Raw genomic sequence first — 19,238 nt, forward strand, 5'->3', positions numbered from 1 at the left:
CATCCATATGTTCGTAAAGCGTCTGGTTTTTTCTTTGTCCCTCCTGCTCTTATCGTCGGTACCCGCATGGGCCGACCTAAACGATGAGATGGAAGGGATGCTCAACGATATGTCCAACTTCACCGCGCCGGGCGTGTACGAAACGCAACGGCGCGGCGTCATTTCCGGCGGCTCGTACAGCGGACGCAACAAGATCATGAACGAGAACCTGCTCTCGGTCGTACCCCCATCTGTGGGCGCAGGCTGTGGCGGCATCGATCTGTTCGGTGGCTCTTTCTCCTATATAAGCGCCGACCGGCTAGTGAATCTTTTTCGTTCTGTCGCTTCAAACGCCAAGAGCTACGCCTTTCAAATCGCACTCAAGGAGATGTGTGAGACCTGTATGGCCACCATCGAATCCCTTCAGAAAAAACTTCAGGCGCTCAATCAGATGTCGCTGAACTCTTGCGAGGCGGCGCAGGGCATCGTCACCGATTCAGCCAAGGCGATGAAGGGCACGCTTACCAAGGAAAACAGCATGATCGCCCAGACCGCCGGCAACTTCGGCGACACCTTCCAGTCAATGTTCGACAGTGACCCGTCCAAGATAGCCCAGGACACGGCACCGGAAGCAACGAGCGAACGCATCACCGGCAACTTGGTCTGGCGAGCGCTTAACAAAGGGGCAGTGCAGTCTTGGTTCACCTACGGCGACACAAGCATGCTCGAGGCCATCATGTCGATGACAGGCACGGTCATCGTTCAGAACAGCGTCGAGTCGGACGATGAGGGCGAATCTAACCCGACGATGACGGCCCCGAGCACGATCGATCTACAGGATCTCATCGAAGGCGGTCAGGTCACGGTTCTCGATTGCGTGGACTCGGACAACTCGGCTAACGGCTGCCTCGAGGTGCAGACCCGTACCGTGCAGCTCAAAGGACTTGGCAAACGAATCGAGGAAATGCTGCTTGGCACGAGCACAAACCCGGGAATCATCCACAAGATGACGCATCTCGATTCGTCACCGCTCAACCAGGAGAAGGCATTCATCATTGCGCTGCCGGGTTCCTACGGCACTTTCCTGCGAAAGCTCGCCTCGGCCAATGAGGCTGCGGCCGTGATGTTCGTCGAAGAGACCTCACGCTACATCGCTCTCGATATGGCACGCGAACTTCTGCTATCGGCGACAAAGGCCGCTCAAACAGCTGCTGCATCAGAAGAACACGCCTACGCCCAGCAAGCCAATGAACTCATCTACCAGGCTCGGGTAGCGATTCAGCGCGACGCGATGATGTTCGAAGACAAGTACGCAAAGACCGATCTGCTCACCAAGTACCAGGCCTATTTGTCTGAACAGAGCGTTCGACCATACCTGGCGACCGGCTCTCAGCAGAACGTCTCGATCAATTAATCTCGGAAGGGCCGGCAGTCATGTGGGACATCTATTCGATCGGTGACGGTGAATTTCTCGCCGGGATACTCAACGCAGTAGCAATGGTCACAGGCACAGGCGACTTCGCCACGCTTGTACGCATTGGCTTCGGGCTCGGAGTGCTTCTCATCGCACTTCAGGGCGTGCTCTCCGGCGGGCGCGGAGTGCAATGGCAGGAAGCTATGCTCGGGCTCGCGATCTATCTGGTCATGTTCGGGCCGCAGGTCCGCGTCAATGTCGAGGATATGTACTCGGGTCAGGTCTACCCGGTCGACAACATTCCGTTCGGCGTCGCGGCCGCGGGCAGTGTTCTGTCACGCGCTGGGTACAGTATTACGCAGCTGTTCGAGACGGGGTTCAGCACGCCAGCGATGACCGAGCAAAGCTACGGCATGAGTCTGAAACGGCTTCAAGCCGCACGCGAAGCAATGCTGAACCGTATCAATACAGGCGAAGCCAATAGCCCGATACCCGGATCGGATGTTGAGAAGTCCTGGTCTAACTATGTGCGTGAATGCACGCTCACCGCCGTCGACCTCCACGACCAGAACCCTAGTGTTGGTATGAGCCTTGATGAAGTGCTGAACCGCCCATTACCAGAAGCACTACATTTCGCGAACGACGACTTCTATTACACCGAGATCTATATCGGTGGCGCTCCGCAGACACTCAGCTGTGATCGCGCCTTCGTGACGCTCGAAAACTTCACTAATGCGGTCTTCCTGCCGGCAGCGAAGACAAATATCAAGGCGTACATGGCGCCTGACTCTTTCCTAAGTACAGATCAACTGCTTCAAAACGCGATGGATGGCATCGAGCAGTTCGGCGTCAATATCGACACGTACCTGAAGGCGGTCTATCTCACCCCGATCTATGGCGACTCCGTAGTGCAGAAGCACCTCGGCTCGAAACAGAATGTGATGGCAGCGATCGTCAACGAAGCCGTTCAGCGGCGAAACGCTCAATGGCAGGCACAGAAGAGTGTTTTCGAAACGAGCGTTCAGCCGTTCATGACCTTTATGGAAGCCCTGTTCTATGCGCTGACGCCAATCATGGGCCTTGTCATTGGGCTCGGCGTCATGGGTATGAAGATGATCGGCAAGTACCTGGTGCTCGCGCTGTGGATTCAGATGTGGATGCCGGTCATGGCGATCGTGAACCACTACATGCATGCCGCTACTGCGGGCAAGATCAGTTCGGTATTAGCGGCGGTGGTCTCGGAACCGATGAGCATTACGGGGATGTCTCAGTTCGACGGCATCATTCAGAATCAGCTGGCTGTCGGCGGCATGCTCGCATCGAGCGTACCGATCATCGCGCTGTTTATTGTGAGCGGAAGCTACTACGCACTTACGAACGTAGCCGGCCAGATGACAGGCCAAGATCATGTCGATGAGAACAAAGCCGCCCCGAGCACGTCGGCACCGGCTCAATTCGGCGCGATGCAGCAGTGGGACGCAGAACGCGGGCTGCACGGCACAGGTGCTGAGGGCACTATGACGTCGTTCTCATGGTCAGCGCAGGACGCTGAACATACAGCATCGACTCAGGCCGCCATGCAATCGGCGAATTCGAATTTCAGCTCGATGCTCGGCCAACGTGTTAGCTCGATGTCAGGCTCGTCCGAGAAAGGTGGACAATCGTTCAGCTTCGGATCGGGCACACGAGTAGGCAATTCACAATCTGAGAGCATGCTCCAATCGAAGGGGCAATCGCTCGCTGACCGGTGGTCCCATAGCCAGGGGATATCTTCGGATCAGATCGCATCTTTCGGTGCGTCGGCGGCGACAGGGGCCCAATCTACACCGCAGTTGTCCGCGTCCATCCAGGCTCAAACACGGCTCAATGAGACTGAAGCTGATCAACTCGCAAACGATCTCCAGCAGACGTTTAAAGAAGACGAAAGCTGGAACGCATCCTATAACCAACAAGTCGCCAAAGAATTTTCCCAGGGCTCCGAGAATATATATACCCGGGGCACTGGATTGTCGGAAGACAAGCAGCTCCAACAGGCGGCCCAGGAAAGCTATCAAGCATCTCAGTCATACAATGAGGCCGTATCGAGCGGTGTAACCCGTGGCACACGCCAAGACGTGGACGGCGTGAAAGCGGGCAAAAACCTTTCTGCGAACAGCGCCGCCAATGCTCGCCTTCAGGACGCGATCACCAACGCCGGCTATAACGGTGCTGTCGATCAGTGGATGGCCTCCACCTCGGGTGAGGATGCAATCCGACAGATGGGTGGGGACGAACAGGCGGCGCGCTCATATGCAATGTTGCTGACGGCCAACGGTCAGAATCTCTATGCCGATAAGGACCAGCTGAGCGGGGCCGAACAGGGCATGCTGCAAGATTCCGCGAATTCAGCATTGGCACAAACCTTCGGCCAGGCCGGCGCACCGGCCTTTGGCGATCGCGCTTCTGCAAATGAATCTGTTGCGGCTGGACAGCTACCTGATCAGGGTGGCGTGCGCGGCCAGGTTGAACAGGCAGTCGGAAGCATGAATGTGCCAGACGCCGGGCAGGTGCGCGGTAATGCAGCCGCAGGCCTTACAGCTGCGCAACACGCATCGCGCGGCCCGAGCGACGCAGCCTTGGGCGATGATTATGAAGCTCGAAACGATCATATTCGAGACGCATCACAGCCTGCGTATGCATCGTTCAAGGGCAAAGACGAGGCAATGACTCGAGGGATGATCGACGAGCAGAACAGTCGCGGATCCATCGCAGATACCCAGACGCAGGGCGCCCATGCGGGCAAAGATTTTCTCGGCAATGTCGGTGCTATCGGCAGCGCTGCGTGGACATCACTGATTGATAGCGATAAGAGCTTCTCTGACGTTCGTTCGGAGCAAATGGCAGCTGAGTATCAATCCCACTATGACTATGCGAAAGGGAAAGATCTAACCGACCAACTGGCTGATGTCTACGCGCGTACCGCGAGCCTTGGCGCTCTTGAAGACCGTGCTGTCGATTGGCTTGGTAACAACGTAAGCCCCGGTATTGCTGAAAGCATCGGCTGGCAGCGCGAATACACGGAAGAAACGGAAGCACTCGCCAGCAAACTCGACCCTCAGATTCGAGAAAGTATTCAGAAAGCCGCATACGAGGGCCCTGGACAGAACGGCAGCCGCCTGGACCGTGTAGCAGATCTCAACAACCCCGACCGCCATTTTCCAGATCGAGCCGGCGTCGAAACGGCCGAAACCCCCAGCGATCAGGACAGCTCCGGCATTCGCCCATACATCGAGACTGCCGACGTCGGGCCGTTTATGCCAGACCGTCAGCCTTCCAACGTCGATTTGTCCGACAGCCAGCCTGTCGACGATGGCAAACCCGGCAATGAACTGTCTTCGTTCGAAGGCAAGAACGATCAACGCCAGGCGGCTGCGCGTGCGAAGCAGGACGCTGAGGAACGAGCAATCCTCTTGGAACCGATTACGGTGCAGGGCAGCGTGCCGGCAACAGGCGTCGGGCAGAACATGGGGCGATCATAGATCGCCCCATGTTCAAATCTCACTACGCTTGGCTGGATCTTCAAGCGTAGCGAGAACCGTCGTGAGATTATCGTCGTAAAACTCATACTCGAATGCGCTGCGCTGGCTATCCGACATGATCGGATTGAATCGTGCACGAGCCGACCCACCACTCGCGTTGCCGGCGTCTTTCGACATTACCCAGCCGTATGACGACTCTCGAGTGATATCCATGGCACGCATAGCAGCAAAGAACGCCAGCACGCCACATACTGGGACGAACAGGCCGGACGGTTCTGTATCGAAAATCAGTGCGGCAAGATAGCTGAGCGGCACCACTGCGACAAAGCTGAACACCCAGACGCTGAATTTGTCCGCTCGATCCGCCCGCTTGCCATTTCCAAGACCGCATCGGGCCCGTGAGCCGCGACCCACCTGGACCAAAAGGGCGTACCAGCCGGTTACGCCTGCCGCTACTACCGCAGACAGCAGCCCGGCTCTACCCAAAGCAAGTGCCTGCACTGACCCAGACAGGCTAAGCGCATATCCAACGGCGGTCACAACCAGGCTCAAGCCCAGCCAGAGCAGCTTATATCGCCAGTGCGGCTTTTGAATCGCGCGTCGAAGATCGGCTTTCATTATTCTAATTCCTCTGGTCGATAGCTCATTTTCCCATGATTGCGCCAAACCGCCAGAAGTAAGCGAAATTGCCGTTTTCCAGACGCCACGAGGTGTATGTAGGTGCAAGACTGACAGGAATCATCCTCTTGATTGCCTCGTGCTCAAGAGTTTGCCATCCGCTGCATGCGCGCGGATTCACTCTGTCCTAACGGACCACGTTAGCTGAACGTGTCATAAGAACAGCATTCAACCGGCCCCAGGGGTGTATCACCCCAAGGGGGTGACTCCGATGGGCTCAACAACCGTCACTGGAGTTCACTATGGCATCGCTCGTCTTTTTCACCGCTTTCTTCATGCTCTACTCGATCAATGAGCTGGGGAAGCTTTCAAGACAGTCTGCTTCCCGGCCCAAATCGTTCGTATTTAAGAAGGCCGTTCAAGCTATCTCTGACGTTGTGTCGAAGCTCAAGGCGAAGCTCAAGACATCTCAGACAGAGAAACCAGCCGAACCGGAGTATCCGGAAGAACTGGTAGCCAATCCGGACTGGAGTGTCTACGACACACCATCCTTCCGCCGGATCTGATCTGGCAAACCCACCCACCGACTTGTCGGTGGGTGGTCCTTCCTTCATTCCCAGCCGTAATTCCCGATTATTTGAGTCGCATGATTGCTTCAACGGCTCTAGTAATTACGGCCTCATCAAGCGTCCGGACATTCGTGCCGAGCAGGGCAGTTTCGATCTGACGCGTCTGCAAAGGCACGATAGGCACGTGACGAATATGCTCGGCCCGCCAGTGCGTTTTTCGACTGCCGGCGACGACGAGCGTATTCACCCACACGCTGATATCTCTGGTGCCCAGGTATTGCCGCAGAGCGCGCGCCTGGCCCGTAACCTGCCGAACCGGATTGCGCATCTGTGTGTAGTAAACCGTCCCGCGGCGGCCGATCTTCTGAACTGGCCAGGATTGATCCCGCGCCCCGCCGGCGATCACCGTACCGATATTGCTCTTGATCTCGATCACAGTCACGCCAGTTGGACCAACAACGATCGCGTCGATCTCTGTCGCGCCTGTACGGGACCATGAATTCGGTACCGCGACCTGATTAAAGAGGGCGTACCCGTCTGGCAGAACGCCGCTAATCTTCCTGACTGCCGCGATCTCCCCCCGGTAACCCACCCGCCGAGCGGTCGGTACACTAATCCAGCTCAGCGTCAGGCCACCGAATACGAATAGTGCCAGGAGTTCGTCTGTACCTAATGCGAGGCATAGGCTGGGCAACACGAACACCAAGAATAGAGTCAGACGCCAACGCTGACGAACAAAGTCTCGAGGGTATGAAATCAAAGAGGGAGCCATGCCGGTTTCCAGTAATGCGATACAGAACGCATCGCATTGGGCGATAACTCATAATCGCCCGTGTTCAGGTTTCCGCAACAGCTCGCGTCTACTGATTCGTCACATAGCCAGTGCGGCTCATCAGGCCCGCGCGTATGGCAATGTTGGATAGATATTCACCCTGAATGTTCAGATTCTCGGTCGCACGCGTGACCGCCACATAAAGAAGATTAAGCTCCTCCTCCCTCGCTCTGACACCAAGGCTGTACTGATTCTCTGCGTTGAGTGTTTGATCGAAGTCGCCCATTACGACCACGTTTCGCCACTCGGCCCCCTTCGCCTTATGTGCCGTCGTCAGTACAACAGAATTGGCATCCTGTGCTTCACAGTCGTTGCGTTGCTTGAGCATGCTCAAAAGCTCGGCAAACCGCGGCGCGAAGTCCGTCAGTATTCGAACGATCTGACGAAGCTCTCGAGCGAAAGGCCCATTTCCTTTCGACGCTGCGATCAGCGATGAATAGGACTTGAACCCCCGAACTAGCGGATCACGCACAAGCCGCCGATCACCGCCCGCTAGAGCGTCGACAGACTCAAGTTGACGAGCAAGTTCGCTCATATCGCCGTTGAGCAGCACATTAAGGCCGCTGTCGCGGAGAACGAACGAGTCGGCGATGAGCTGATAGTTAGTACGATATATGCGCGTGCACGGCGTAGGTGGGGGCCTGTGCACAATACTCGTGTTCAAACGCGGATAGCCTTGCAGGGGATACCTGAGCTTGGTCTTCTTTTTTTCGCAAAGAATCGCATTAGCGAGATCGGCGATGACAGGGCCGAAGCGAAACGAATGCGTCAGCGGTAGCTCGAGCGCCGTGATTTTCTGCATCGCATCCACCGCGCCACGGAACGAATAGATCTGCTGATGCGTATCGCCCACGTAAATGACACGGCGCCCAGCCAGTGCAGCTAGAACTACGGCATTCGAGTCCTGCGCTTCATCGAGCAGAACGACGTCATAACGATCAAGCCCAGGCGTACCGATTACCTGCCAGTATTTCAGATAAAGATCGTGGGGCAGGGGTAGGCGAGATTTCTCTCCAGGCGCGGCAGCATGGAACAAATCCTGCGCGTGTTCGACAACCTGTTCTATCAAATCATCACAGCCAAGTTCTGTACGCACTCGTCCCGGTACGCACGCTGCTGTGACAATGGGATCGCCAGATTGCTCGTAGGCAGTGAGCGTTGTCACGATTGCATGAGCATATGCGTAGGCCGATAGACCAGCTATCTCGCCATCGAGCCCAAGCAGTTCCATGACGTGACGGGGGAAGATACGCCCGAGTTGTCGCTGCCGCGTATCGACTTTGATGTTGAGTTCCGCGTACGCGATTCCGTGCGCTGTATACACGTCAGCAGTCGCACCGAATTTCCGCTGCGCCTCCTGCTTGAGCGCACGGTTGTAGGCTAAATAAACGACGCGCTGCCCAGCTGCGCTCAACGCTTGAGCTACGGCGCAAAGCGTTGAGGTCTTACCGCAGCCCGCGCCGGCCGGCACGAGTAACGACTCGTGACCGGCGACGGCGTGGTCTACGACTGCAACCTGTTGCTCACAAAGCACGGAAGGAGCCTGTCGGCGGGAACGCTGACGGTGCCAACAATCAGCAATGCGAGCATGCGGGCGCGTAATGCTGGCGCGCAACTTCCAAATATCTGGCCGTACACTTGGGGCATGTCACAAGGCGCGCTTCGGCCGAACGCAAAGCTCTAGCGAGAACCCAGGTCTCGTTGAGCGTAATGCAGTGACTCGCAGGCGGATTGTCCTCGAGATAAATTCGATGAGCTGCCATGACAGCCTCGGGGTCAACACCCGACTCGTAGTTCGGCGCGAGTTCACAGTAGAAGGACATGATGCAGCTCGCGGCCATGAACTCTCGGCGTGTTCGAACGATGCTATCTGCATCACGCATCTGCCCTGAGCGCGGCGCTACGCCGTGGAGCTCTCGGTAGAGCGCGCGTGCTTTGGGTTTTGTAATACCCGTTTCAAGAACTACGATGCACGGGCGTAAGTTCTGGGTCAGCATTTTGATGGCTCGATGCTGCACGAGATGATCCATGTGTCGATTCACGACAACCCCCGTGCCAGCTGACGCAGGCGTGAATCCGGATCCTTCGCATCGTCAAATATTTTCAGGTCAACTTTCTTGACCCGGAACTGCATCAGCGAGGCGCTGGCCAGAACGTTCAAATCGCTAAGCGAGCAATCTTTGATCCGCTCAGCCGTCTGCTGCGTCACACCGTAGCGCAACGCGGCTTCTGCGACACTTTCCAGCGCGAGTTCGCGCAAGCTGTACCAATACAGCCGATTGATTTCTTGTATGTCACGTGCTCGCACGCTTACTGATTCAGTCTTCATCCCCGGTCCCTTTTCCCTTGCATGAATGTACCGCGCCAACTCCACGCGCGGCTTAATCCCTAGCGTTGTCTCCTATCAGCATCCGGCTAAAAGTCGGCGCTTGATATTGGAGAAGTCGCCCTCGCTTGAGCCATTTGGTTGTACCGCGGCCGGCTCAGGTTCCGCGTCTTGTAATAGGCTTGCACGCAGTCCGATTTCCGCAAGCAACCGCAAACGCCCAGCGCGATCGCGTGGGGCGTAGCGACCGAGCTCCGCGATGAGTTCGGTATGATGTTCAGGCACGCTGACTTTTATCTGCATCGCTAGAACTGTCAGGTGCCCAATGTCCAGAATCCACGAGCATTTGCGTTTACGGGATCGTCAATCTTCTGTACCCGCGTACCCGGGAACACAGCTCGCGCGGCATCCTCGTAGTAGCCAGCCCCGCCGCCGACAAGCAGCAGAAGGTCAAACCCGCTCATATCACCTCGAAGCGATTGCCGAAGCTCTCTCAAAGCGCTCGACGTCGTATCGGCAGCGGCATGCGCAATTACAGGGTGAAGCGCAATTTTTTTCCCGCCGATAAAAATATTCTCTCGACCCTCTCGAATCGTTTGCTCGATTCGGTGCATGCCATAACGCTGGCCGTACTGTTCGAATAACAGATCGTCCGCGGCGGCGAGGAGCATCGACATCGCTTTGACGCTTGAACCGGAAGCGGTATGCCGGATTTCGCCCCCTTGGATTGCCACCCAATCAACCGAATAGAATCCCGGATCGATGATCAGGATTCGCCCGTCTTCGGCGAGCTCAACATCGGTGGTGGAAGTGGCATAGTCCATATACCCTCCGGCCGGCTGAGGTAGTACGGATACATTCTCGATCGTGACATCAAAACCGTCGGCCACCCGGTGTACGCCTGTGAGCGAATGCGCCAATTTCTCTCGCCGATCGGTATCCAGATATTGAGTAACCGGCAGCCCCGTAATCAGGTGCGCCACCGATCGATGTCCCGCACGCAGCAAGGCAGCGTGGAATAGCGCTCGATATGTATCTGAGGACGGATAGTCGTCATGCAGATCTCGGCTCCAACCTTGCAGCCGATCTGGCTCCACACCCGCCACCCACGTGTCGCCCTGTGCCGTAGTGACCGTATAGCCGGTGTCGAGTGTTCCACGCAGCGCTTTTGGCAACAGCTTGATTGATCCAGCCCCAGCGGGCATGCAGTAAGCCTGTGGGCGACCGGGCGGGCCGCTCACCACACCGACGTTCGAATACCCAATATCCAGTCCGACGACGACGTTATTCATTACGGCGAGGTTCTCCGTTCCATTAAGAGTGCAAATCATTCCCTCGGCCCCTGCCGGGCCCCAACTGGGGCCCAACTGGGGCCCTGGATCGGCGCCCAATGTCCGGGCTGATGTCGTTGGGCCCCAACTGGGCCCCAACTGGGCCCCAATTGGGGCCGAGGCGCTGTTTTTGAAACTATAAGCGCGCCTCAATGGGCCAGACACGCGCAAAGTTACGGTTTTTGACGTTTCTCGAGCCACGTATCGAATGACTTAGGGCGCTCGCTGGTGAAAGCGAGCCAGGAGCCCCGCGTGAGCTGCGGGGCACTCAGACCGCTGAGAACACGTAAAAGACCCGGGAAGTATTCGTGGTCGCGATAACGCGCAATGGGGCCATTCGCATGGAGTCGGAAAAGTCGCTGAATCCGACGCTTTACACGCGCGCTATAGCCGGAAGCGCGTGCAAACTCCTTCATAGCGGACTAATTCAAGCAATTACCCTCGTTACTATTGGGTAACTGACCCCAAACACCCTCTTAAGCGCGCGCGAAGCGGGTATTAGGGGCCAGTTACCCCCCTTAAAGAGGCAACTGGTGCAAGTCGGCTTAAAAACGGCTGGAGACCGGTTTAGTCGGCTCCGAACAAGTCACCCTCTTTACTAGTGGGCAGTTGACCCCTAATACCCTCTTAACCGCGCGCGCGAAGGGGGAATCTGGGTCAAATACCCTATGAATAGGAAAGTGGGTGACACATGGCAATTCCAGACGAGTGATTTTCATGGACGACGACGGTGAGCGCTTCGAAAACGGGCTCGAACAAATGAACCAGGCAGCGCTCGAAAGTGCTGAGGCGCTATTCGAACGGGCACGTGATCTGGCGGATCAGTTCTGGGAGGCGCATCACAGCGCTCACCAAGAACTCCCAAAGGAAGAGCGGGGGTTTATCGGCGTTCGTGCGCGCCTTCGGAATGGCTCGATCCAGATCGAATGGTTCCGAGCCAAGTATTGGCAGCGGAGGAAAGGCGCGAGTGGCGGCGCTAGCAACAAGCCCGCGCTCGAATACCTTGGTCGAGGCAAATCGATGCGATATACACCCAAAGCGTTCCAGCGCGTTCGGGCAAAAGACTGGGAAATCGAACTTGCTATGCGCTTCGAGGATCAATTCGAAGTGATACGTCGTCAAAGCCAGATGCTTGGAAAGATCCGTCGCTATGTTGTCGAGGCAAGAAAAGCGAGTGCGCGGCCGGTCGAGCAGATTGGCACTTGACGATACGGCAGGCTGTGGAGAATCGAATGAACATTCCCCACAGAGAATCGCAGCATGGCCGACCCCGATACGAACTCAACCGCTGACTTCTGGCGAGATGTCTATGACGCGTGTCGCCTCGAGGACATACCCGAGGCGCCATGCTTCGAAACGTTCGTCGAAAACCCCTGGCATCACCTCCAGTCTGTCGGGCAGTCAGATGCGGCGCTAAGCATGGCTCGCGGCTTCCGGCCGCTGCTGCCTGCCCAAGCCGCGATCGCACTGCGTCTGCGTATCGACGAGCTGGCTGATGATCTGCGGCTCAAAGCCGGCCCGGAGGAACGCGCGTCTCAGAGCGGAGAAGACGCTGGCCGCACAGTCGTGCTCCATTAGGCCGGGTCCATGACTAAGCAACCGACACCACGCTTCACCGATAGATCGATCGACAAACGCTGCTACACCGCAGCGCTCAACGTAGGCTATTCGGGTTTGCTGGCACGCCTGCTGGCGGCACGGGGGCTCTCCGACAGGCCGCAAGGTATCGACGCTGCCGTGCAGCCGCATCTGGGCATGCTTGACCACTACAATGGCCTGCCGGACATCGAGAAGGCCGCGACACGGATCGCCTCGGCAATCCTGACCGGAGAGCACGTTGCCCTGGAAACCGATCACGACGTTGACGGGGTGGCAAGTCACGCTGTTCTACATGCCGCCCTCGTCGATCACTTCGGGCATCCATCCGAACGCTTAACCGGCTTCATCGGCCACCGACTCCGAGATGGCTACGGGTTATCAGCGACCGTGGCCGAACGAATCTTGGCTACGGAGCCGCGGCCGACGCTCGTGATCACCGCCGACAACGGTTCAGCTGACGAGCCTCGAATCGCGCTACTAGCCGAGCAGGGCATCGACGTGATCGTCACAGATCACCACGAGCTACCGCGGTCAGGACCACCGGCGAGCGCTTATGCCTGCATCTCGCCCAAGCGAGAAGACTGCGGTTATCCCGATGCAGCGATCGCAGGCTGCATGGTCGCATGGCTTCTCGCCTGCGCCGTCAGAAACGAACTCCACGGCATCGGTTATCTCGACGACAAGGCGCCGCCGATGGCACAGCTTCTCGACTACGTTGCTGTGGGTACAGTGGCTGACTGCGTATCGCTGGGCAGCCACAACAATCGCGCGATCGTTGGCTCAGGGCTGGCAAGGATCAATCGGCAGGACCGGCCATGCTGGCGTGCGATCTGTCCACGCCTACCCGGACAACCTCTGATTACCGCGACCGATCTCGCCTTCACGGTCGGCCCGCGCATCAACGCTCGAGGCCGGCTGGACGAGGCCATGGCAGGCGTCGCTTTTCTACTGTCAGACACCGACAGCGAAGCGCGTAGCTATGCCGCATTGCTAGAGCAGGAGAACGACGAGCGCAAGGCCATTGAAAGGAAGATGAAAGGCCAGGCCATAGACCTCGCCGCAGCCCAGGTGGCTGCCGGCGCCACCGCGATCGTGATCTGGCTCCCCGATGGCCACGCCGGCGTTCACGGCATCGTCGCCAGCCGTCTGGTTGAAACCTACGGTCAGCCCGTGGTCTGCCTGTCTCCCAAGTTCGGCCAGCCCGACCTGGTGACCGGATCGGCGCGCGGCATCCCCGGCTTCCATGTCGAGCAAGCCCTACAGTTCTGTGCTGACCGAGTACCCGAGATGTTCTTGGCCTTTGGCGGGCACGAAGGAGCAGGGGGTCTGACCATTGCCCGCGAGAATATCGAGTCCTTTCGCGACAGCTACGATCGAGCAGCACGAGAGCAACTCACTCCGGATCAACTCGGCCCACGCATCGACACCGACGGTGTACTCCAAGCCCACGAGATGACGCTCGACACCATCGACGCCATCAGCCGGCTGGAACCCTTCGGGCGTGGATTCGAGCAGCCCGTGTTCCAAGGCCAGTTCCTTGTCCTGGCAGTTAAGGCCATAGGAAACGGCACACACCTCAAGCTCACCCTGCGGCCTGTTGACCAGACCCGAGGCGCCGTGAACGGGGTCTGGTTCAATGCAGTGACAGATGCTGCCGACGAGCTTCCGATCGCGGCGAATGACGACGTAGATCTGGCCTACAACCTCACAGCGAACGAATACCGCGGCCGACACGTGCAGCTGCTGGTACGCGGGTGTCGCTCCGCGCGCTGACAGTCGCGCCACAGACCCGATAGAAAAAAGCACAAGGCAGTCATAGCGCGCCGCCGGCAGATCGTCCTGGTGCGATAACTCATCGATATCGCCCCGTATCCGAACGCACGAGTACAGCGTTCGCCCCCAACATTGCTCGGGCCGTAGCACACAGCTTGCGGATTCACGGCCCTGTGGAAATCTATCGTCATCACCAGCCAGCGGCACGACCGATGACCCAGACCGAGCTTCTCCTCACCGACCCTCAGCCCCGCGTGGTCGACTTCGAGGCATTCGCCGTCAAGCGCCATGCCGCCATGACCGATCTTGGCGAAGCGGCGCTACACAAGGCCCATACCCGGCAGTCGCGGCGTCAGCGCCAGCGCCAGCTCGACGCACAACGGCAGCGCGATCACGAATGGGCTACCCGTCGAGCGCAGGCGCGTAATGACTACGCCGACATGATCGCGCGCGGCGAGATCCGCAAACTCACCCGTCGAGAGCGACTGGAGCGCACCGCGCAGGGCCACCCCGACAACCCCAGCGTGCAGGCGGCACGACGCCTCCTGGCACGCATGGATGCCACCACGGCAAACGATATCGACTGACCGATGAAGTACGCATGAGACAGATCGATCTGCTGACCCAATCCAAAGCAGACTTCTCCCCCTGCGGCACTTGGCGCTACACGCTGCGCCGGCGCTGGGCAGATGCCCGACGATGTGCTGGCTCATGCTCAACCCGAGCACCGCAGACGAGATCGACAACGACCCGACAGTCGAGCGCTGTCACCGACGGGCGATCACGGCGGGCTTCGGGGCTTTGTCCGTTGCCAACATCTTCGCTCTACGCTCCACCGACCCGATGGGCCTCTATACCCACCCCGACCCGATTGGCCCGGTCAACGACGCCGCCATCATCGAGCTGACCACCGAAGCCGATCTTGTCGTCTGCGGCTGGGGCATGCACGGCGTCCTGAACCGACGCGGCGAGACCGTGCGGCAGATGCTCGACCGGGCCGGCGTCGAACCGCACTGCCTGTTGCTTACAGACAATGGCCAGCCTGGGCATCCGCTCTACGTCAGCTATGCCGCGAAGCCCATTCCCATGCCCAAGGCGTAGACCTGGCATTGGCGGGTCCGACGGGCACAGCGGGGACTTGCAGAAGCGGGCGCGCGTGCGAGCTTAGATGCCACACGCAATTACCCCGTAGGTGCGAGCATGATCAAGATGGAAGTCAACGAACTGGATGGGTCGGCACTCGACTGGGCGGTAGCCACTGCCGTAGGCGACGACCTGGACATTGAGCACGACGATCAGAGCCGCGTCTGGCTGCGGAGCACGCTCGAATCATCAGACGGTGTGCACGAGCTGTTCACGCCGAGCAGCAACCACGCTCAGGCCGGGCCGCTCATCGACGAATCCGGCATTGCCACCCGCCGGCATAGCAGCGGCACTTGGTACGCCATGCTCTCTGATGATCTGGGTGATGGGGTGCTCGTCCGTTGGGATAAGCACACCGTGCGAGGCGGCCAGAAGTACGGGCCGCATTCCTATCAGGTCCGTAAGCGCCAGCAGCGCTTCACGGGATCAACACGCCTCATAGCTTCCATGCGCACGTTGGTCGCATCTCGCATGGGGCCGGTCGTTCAGGTGCCCAGTACACTGATAGCGGCGCCCACGGCGGACAGTACCGTGTCGGCATAACCTGATCGGGCGCCTTGTACCTGTCTCGAATCGGCAGCAGGACACACCCGCCGCATGGAGCAATAACGGCGTTCTGAATAGACGGTGCGCTAGCGTGCGGCGCATGCAGGAACAGGCCGGCTCGACCCGCACCGTCTGTTGCTCACCGACAGCGGACAGACTGGGCAAACGCTCTACGTCAGCTACGCCGAGAAGCCCATTTGCATGCCGCGCCTCAACGCCTAAAGCCTGCGCTCACTTCTGCTTCCACGCCCACCCATTTCTGGCTGTTCATTCCTGCATCCAGCAGCAGACGCGAGCGGCGACGCAGGGCGGGCCAGGTCAGCGACAGGGCAAATCGCAGCAGTTGCAGGGTGCTCAGTTTTCCATGTTGTTACCTCGATGAGTTGCGTATGCACCCCATAAGGGGGGGCAGAGACAACCATTCGAGCCGATAGATAAACCCCCTTGCGGATCATCCCGGTAGGGGTACTTTGTACCCGTTATTCACCGGAGCACAGACCAATGGAGATCGCAGAACAAACCGTCAGCACCCTGAACCTCCCGATCAGCCAGATCGAGGTGCAGGCCGATTTCAACCCACGGCGCTTTTTCAACGACGACGCCCTCAACGAATTGACCGAGAGCGTACGCACGCAGGGCGTGCTGCAATCGATCCTCGTGCGCCCGACAGGCGAGGGCGCGCGCTACTACCTCGTGGCGGGCGAGCGCCGGTTCCGTGCCGCGCAGCGCGCCGGTCTGACCTCGATCCCGGCGCAGGTGCGCCAGATGACCGACGAGGCTGCACTCGCGGCGGCGACCGCCGAGAACGGTGCCCGTGAGGACATTTCCGTGGCCGAGGAAGCGCGGCTGGCCAAGCGCGCTGTAAGCCTGTCCGAAGGCGACCGTGACGAAGCCGCCAAGCTGCTCGGCTGGAAGCGCTCGCGTGTCGATGCGCGCCTGATGCTTCTGCACGCCTGCGATGAAGTGCTCGATGCGCTGGAGCGCAGCCAGATCAAGATCGGCCACGCCGAACTGCTCTCCACGCTGCCCAAGGCCACGCAACAAGGCACGCTCGAAAAGATCATCGCCGACGAGATCAGCGTTGCCGACCTCAAGGGCAAGATCGGTCAATTCACCCGCGAACTGGCACGCGCGCGCTTCGATACCAGCGCCTGTCAGGGCTGTCCGTTCAATTCCTCCACGCAGGCCAGCCTGTTCGATTTCTCGGTTGGTGCCGGACGGTGCAGCAACCATGAGTGCTGGACGCAGAAGAACATCGATCACGTCGCCAAAGTCGTTACCGAACAGCGCATCAATTTCCCGGCCGTGCATACCGATGCCGAGCGCGACGAAACCGGCCGCGTCATGCTGTTCGAGAACGGCACGACCGGCGTTGGCCCGGATCAGTTCGCCGCCTGCAAGTCCTGTGAGTTCTACGGCGCGCTCGTGTCCACCGAGCCGGGACGCGAAGGCGCAGTCACCGAAGGCGTGTGCTTCAAGACCGCCTGCAACAAGAAAAAGATCGCCGCCTTCGCCAAGGCCCAGAAGGAGGCCGCAGCCGAGGCCCAGCCCAAGGCAACCGGCACCGACAGCAGCACGAGCACGCCCTCGGCCACCGCTGCCGCGCAGACCACGCCTGCCGCGCCCTCGAAGCCCAAGCCCAAGGACACCGCAGGCACGCCCAAGGCCGTGACCGAACGGGCCGATGCGTTCGTGCGCGAGCAAGCGATCCGCGAACAGAAAGCCGACACCACGATCAGCAGTGCGCTGGCTGTGTTCGGGCTGTTCCAGATGGCCGACACCGTAAGCCAAGGCACGATCCGCGAACTGATGGTCGAGTTCACGGGCGATAAAAACACCACGACGGCCACCTCGTCCAAGCTCTATGCCGGGCTGCTCGCCGCGACCCCGCAACGCCGCGATCTGGCCCGCATGGCGCTACTGGCACACCTGCTCGGCGAGCACACCAGCGCCATGTCCCATCACGTCAACTGGCAGAACATGGCCAAGGCGACCGTCGCCCATCGCCAGCCCGACCTGACCCAGACCTTCAAGCTCGATGAAGCCTACCTGCGTGCGCACACCAAATCCGGCATGGAGGCGCTGTTGCGCGAGGCCGGATTCGATAAGTGGTACGACGCCCAGACCGGCCACAACAAGGGCGCGTTCGCCAAGCTGATGAAGGCTAAGGTCGATCAGATCGTGGCCAAGGTGCTGCCGGAGTCCGGCGGCTTCGACTTCACCGGCTTTGTCCCGGCCAGCGTCTACCAGCAAGCCGGTTTCACCCCCAACCCCGCCGCATAAGGCGGGGTTCATTCCCCAGGAGCATTCACCATGTCGATTCAGTATTTCGTTCACACCAACTGCGACTACAACGAAGCGATGACGCACCACACCACGGTGCGTGACGCCTACGACGCCATCCGTGCCGAGATGCACATCGAACTGCCCGTGACCGATCCCGGCTTCGGCGAGGCGATCAGCGATGCCTACGAATCCGGCAACTGGAAAGGGCTGATGATCTATCGCTTCGATCCCCAGAGCGGCCAGATCACCACGGTGGGCGAGAGCGAACTCCAGGCCGAGATCGCGGGCCACGCCGACAGCGCAGTCATGCCGATGACCCCCGCGCAGTACATGGACGTGGGGGCTCAGCAGTGCCCGCTCTGCCGTTCCCACGAGATCACGGGTGAGAGCATCGACGTGGACACGCTCACCGCCTGGCAGCCCGTGTCGTGTTCGGACTGTGGGGCCGAATGGAACGACCTGTACGGCATGACCGGCTACGAACTGACCTTCGATCCGACCGCCAAACCCGAGGCCGCAGCCGCCTGAAATAAGCGGCTTACGGTTCCTCTCACTAGGGGTACTTTGTACTCCTATCCAAGACAACGCCGGAGAATCCGATGCTCGACCTACTCACACGAATGACCCATGCCGGGGAATCGATGACCGTGCGCTACACGCGCAAGTCCGACGACAGCGTGGAACTGTTGATCCAGCCCGCGCTGGGCGACGATGCCGACCTCGTGACCGACGAGGACGCCATGAAGGCCCGCGCCGCCCTGTGCCGCCCGGTGCTGTTCCGTGGCAGCCATGCAGACGTGAGCGAGTGCTTCACGCGCCATGTGCAGGCCAACGTCGATGCCCGCCAGCAGTTGCGCGATTCCTACGACGACCTCACGAGCGCGACCAAGGAAGCCGCCAAGAGCGCGGCGCAGGCCGCTGCAAGCAAGAAGGCCAAGACCGCCGCCTCCGCCAAGGCCGCGAACACCGATACCACTGCGACCACCACCAAAGCGGACAGCACCACCGAGTCGCAGGCCGAGGCCACGCCCAAAGCCGACACGGCCCCGGCAAGCAACCCCTCCAGTCTGTTCTAAGCAGGAAGTCGAACCATGACCGCTATCACCCAGACCCTGACCCGCGTGTTCAAGCTCGGCGCAACTGAACTCGACGACCCGGCACCGCAGGAAACCCCCGAGATCGCCATGAGCCTCTACGAAACGGCTTTCCCGGTACTCAAGACGGCATCGCTGGCCGAACCCGTGATCGACGGCGAGCGCCTCGTCTACGAGATCGTCAAGCCGCAGGCCAAGACCAAGGGCTGA

General features: G+C 59.3%; 19 protein-coding genes. 13 read left to right on the top strand and 6 right to left on the bottom strand.

Features of this window, described 5'->3' with window-relative positions:
• The first annotated feature begins 97 nt into the window (after positions 1-97).
• A complete protein-coding gene (locus T31B1_RS19045) occupies positions 98-1,393 on the top strand; it encodes a conjugal transfer protein TraH (RefSeq protein WP_353251113.1) in 1,296 nt (431 codons plus the stop codon).
• Positions 1,394-1,413: 20 nt separating this feature from the next.
• Complete coding sequence (locus T31B1_RS19050; protein WP_353251114.1) at positions 1,414-4,911, top strand: conjugal transfer protein TraG N-terminal domain-containing protein; 3,498 nt, start codon at positions 1,414-1,416, stop codon at positions 4,909-4,911.
• A gap of 12 nt (positions 4,912-4,923) precedes the next feature.
• On the opposite strand, the gene T31B1_RS19055 is transcribed toward T31B1_RS19050, so the two are convergent.
• Entirely contained in the window at positions 4,924-5,529 is a 606-nt protein-coding gene (locus T31B1_RS19055; RefSeq protein WP_353251115.1) for a hypothetical protein, read from the bottom strand.
• 302 nt (positions 5,530-5,831) lie between these two features.
• Here T31B1_RS19055 and T31B1_RS19060 point away from each other — a divergent pair, with 302 nt between their 5' ends.
• Positions 5,832-6,095: a hypothetical protein gene (locus T31B1_RS19060; protein WP_353251116.1), complete on the top strand. Its 264-nt coding sequence runs from the start codon at positions 5,832-5,834 to the stop codon at positions 6,093-6,095.
• A 67-nt stretch (positions 6,096-6,162) separates the two neighbouring features.
• On the opposite strand, the gene T31B1_RS19065 is transcribed toward T31B1_RS19060, so the two are convergent.
• From T31B1_RS19065 to T31B1_RS19085, 5 genes are all read right to left on the bottom strand, one after another.
• Positions 6,163-6,870 (bottom strand): nuclease-related domain-containing protein, encoded by a 708-nt coding sequence (locus T31B1_RS19065; protein WP_353251117.1) that lies wholly within the window; start codon positions 6,868-6,870, stop codon positions 6,163-6,165.
• A gap of 88 nt (positions 6,871-6,958) precedes the next feature.
• Positions 6,959-8,464 carry a UvrD-helicase domain-containing protein gene (locus T31B1_RS19070; protein WP_353251118.1) on the bottom strand — a complete coding sequence of 502 codons (1,506 nt, stop codon included), beginning with the start codon at positions 8,462-8,464 and terminating at the stop codon, positions 6,959-6,961.
• Positions 8,465-8,504: 40 nt separating this feature from the next.
• Positions 8,505-8,960: a FlhC family transcriptional regulator gene (locus T31B1_RS19075; RefSeq protein WP_353251119.1), complete on the bottom strand. Its 456-nt coding sequence runs from the start codon at positions 8,958-8,960 to the stop codon at positions 8,505-8,507.
• An 8-nt stretch (positions 8,961-8,968) separates the two neighbouring features.
• Positions 8,969-9,259, bottom strand: a complete 291-nt coding sequence (locus T31B1_RS19080; RefSeq protein ID WP_353251120.1) for a flagellar transcriptional regulator FlhD — start codon at positions 9,257-9,259, stop codon at positions 8,969-8,971.
• A gap of 311 nt (positions 9,260-9,570) precedes the next feature.
• Positions 9,571-10,548 (bottom strand): ParM/StbA family protein, encoded by a 978-nt coding sequence (locus T31B1_RS19085; protein WP_353251121.1) that lies wholly within the window; start codon positions 10,546-10,548, stop codon positions 9,571-9,573.
• Positions 10,549-11,304: 756 nt separating this feature from the next.
• Here T31B1_RS19085 and mobI point away from each other — a divergent pair.
• From mobI to T31B1_RS19135, 10 genes are all read left to right on the top strand, one after another.
• Entirely contained in the window at positions 11,305-11,793 is a 489-nt protein-coding gene (gene mobI / locus T31B1_RS19090; RefSeq protein ID WP_353251122.1) for a conjugative transfer protein MobI(A/C), read from the top strand.
• 54 nt (positions 11,794-11,847) lie between these two features.
• Positions 11,848-12,165 carry a hypothetical protein gene (locus tag T31B1_RS19095; protein WP_353251123.1) on the top strand — a complete coding sequence of 106 codons (318 nt, stop codon included), beginning with the start codon at positions 11,848-11,850 and terminating at the stop codon, positions 12,163-12,165.
• Positions 12,166-12,174: 9 nt separating this feature from the next.
• Positions 12,175-13,959 (top strand): single-stranded-DNA-specific exonuclease RecJ, encoded by a 1,785-nt coding sequence (gene recJ, locus T31B1_RS19100; RefSeq protein ID WP_353251124.1) that lies wholly within the window; start codon positions 12,175-12,177, stop codon positions 13,957-13,959.
• Positions 13,960-14,171: 212 nt separating this feature from the next.
• Complete coding sequence (locus T31B1_RS19105) at positions 14,172-14,546, top strand: hypothetical protein (RefSeq protein ID WP_353251125.1); 375 nt, start codon at positions 14,172-14,174, stop codon at positions 14,544-14,546.
• Positions 14,547-14,670: 124 nt separating this feature from the next.
• A complete protein-coding gene (locus T31B1_RS19110; RefSeq protein WP_353251126.1) occupies positions 14,671-15,060 on the top strand; it encodes a DUF1643 domain-containing protein in 390 nt (129 codons plus the stop codon).
• A 99-nt stretch (positions 15,061-15,159) separates the two neighbouring features.
• On the top strand, positions 15,160-15,645 hold the full coding sequence (locus T31B1_RS19115; protein WP_353251127.1) for a phage protein NinX family protein: 486 nt from the start codon (positions 15,160-15,162) through the stop codon (positions 15,643-15,645).
• Positions 15,646-16,149: 504 nt separating this feature from the next.
• Positions 16,150-17,931, top strand: a complete 1,782-nt coding sequence (locus T31B1_RS19120) for a PRTRC system ParB family protein (protein WP_353251128.1) — start codon at positions 16,150-16,152, stop codon at positions 17,929-17,931.
• 30 nt (positions 17,932-17,961) lie between these two features.
• Complete coding sequence (locus tag T31B1_RS19125; RefSeq protein ID WP_353251129.1) at positions 17,962-18,462, top strand: hypothetical protein; 501 nt, start codon at positions 17,962-17,964, stop codon at positions 18,460-18,462.
• A 71-nt stretch (positions 18,463-18,533) separates the two neighbouring features.
• On the top strand, positions 18,534-19,010 hold the full coding sequence (locus T31B1_RS19130; protein ID WP_353251130.1) for a hypothetical protein: 477 nt from the start codon (positions 18,534-18,536) through the stop codon (positions 19,008-19,010).
• A 15-nt stretch (positions 19,011-19,025) separates the two neighbouring features.
• Positions 19,026-19,238, top strand: coding sequence for a PRTRC system protein C (locus tag T31B1_RS19135; protein WP_353251131.1), 213 nt, complete (start codon positions 19,026-19,028; stop codon positions 19,236-19,238).

The sequence above is a fragment of the Salinisphaera sp. T31B1 genome (assembly GCF_040361275.1).
Lineage (GTDB): Bacteria > Pseudomonadota > Gammaproteobacteria > Nevskiales > Salinisphaeraceae > Salinisphaera.

Excerpts from the sequence above, each read along its gene's own strand:
- T31B1_RS19045 (WP_353251113.1), top strand. The coding sequence starts at position 98 with ATGCTCAACGATATGTCCAACTTCACCGCGCCGGGCGTGTACGAAACG.
- T31B1_RS19050 (WP_353251114.1), top strand. The coding sequence starts at position 1,414 with ATGTGGGACATCTATTCGATCGGTGACGGTGAATTTCTCGCCGGGATA.
- T31B1_RS19055 (WP_353251115.1), bottom strand. The coding sequence starts at position 5,529 with ATGAAAGCCGATCTTCGACGCGCGATTCAAAAGCCGCACTGGCGATAT.
- T31B1_RS19060 (WP_353251116.1), top strand. The coding sequence starts at position 5,832 with ATGGCATCGCTCGTCTTTTTCACCGCTTTCTTCATGCTCTACTCGATC.
- T31B1_RS19065 (WP_353251117.1), bottom strand. The coding sequence starts at position 6,870 with ATGGCTCCCTCTTTGATTTCATACCCTCGAGACTTTGTTCGTCAGCGT.
- T31B1_RS19075 (WP_353251119.1), bottom strand. The coding sequence starts at position 8,960 with ATGGATCATCTCGTGCAGCATCGAGCCATCAAAATGCTGACCCAGAAC.
- T31B1_RS19080 (WP_353251120.1), bottom strand. The coding sequence starts at position 9,259 with ATGAAGACTGAATCAGTAAGCGTGCGAGCACGTGACATACAAGAAATC.
- T31B1_RS19085 (WP_353251121.1), bottom strand. The coding sequence starts at position 10,548 with ATGAATAACGTCGTCGTCGGACTGGATATTGGGTATTCGAACGTCGGT.
- mobI (WP_353251122.1), top strand. The coding sequence starts at position 11,305 with ATGGACGACGACGGTGAGCGCTTCGAAAACGGGCTCGAACAAATGAAC.
- T31B1_RS19095 (WP_353251123.1), top strand. The coding sequence starts at position 11,848 with ATGGCCGACCCCGATACGAACTCAACCGCTGACTTCTGGCGAGATGTC.
- recJ (WP_353251124.1), top strand. The coding sequence starts at position 12,175 with ATGACTAAGCAACCGACACCACGCTTCACCGATAGATCGATCGACAAA.
- T31B1_RS19105 (WP_353251125.1), top strand. The coding sequence starts at position 14,172 with ATGACCCAGACCGAGCTTCTCCTCACCGACCCTCAGCCCCGCGTGGTC.
- T31B1_RS19110 (WP_353251126.1), top strand. The coding sequence starts at position 14,671 with ATGCTCAACCCGAGCACCGCAGACGAGATCGACAACGACCCGACAGTC.
- T31B1_RS19115 (WP_353251127.1), top strand. The coding sequence starts at position 15,160 with ATGATCAAGATGGAAGTCAACGAACTGGATGGGTCGGCACTCGACTGG.
- T31B1_RS19120 (WP_353251128.1), top strand. The coding sequence starts at position 16,150 with ATGGAGATCGCAGAACAAACCGTCAGCACCCTGAACCTCCCGATCAGC.
- T31B1_RS19125 (WP_353251129.1), top strand. The coding sequence starts at position 17,962 with ATGTCGATTCAGTATTTCGTTCACACCAACTGCGACTACAACGAAGCG.
- T31B1_RS19130 (WP_353251130.1), top strand. The coding sequence starts at position 18,534 with ATGCTCGACCTACTCACACGAATGACCCATGCCGGGGAATCGATGACC.
- T31B1_RS19135 (WP_353251131.1), top strand. The coding sequence starts at position 19,026 with ATGACCGCTATCACCCAGACCCTGACCCGCGTGTTCAAGCTCGGCGCA.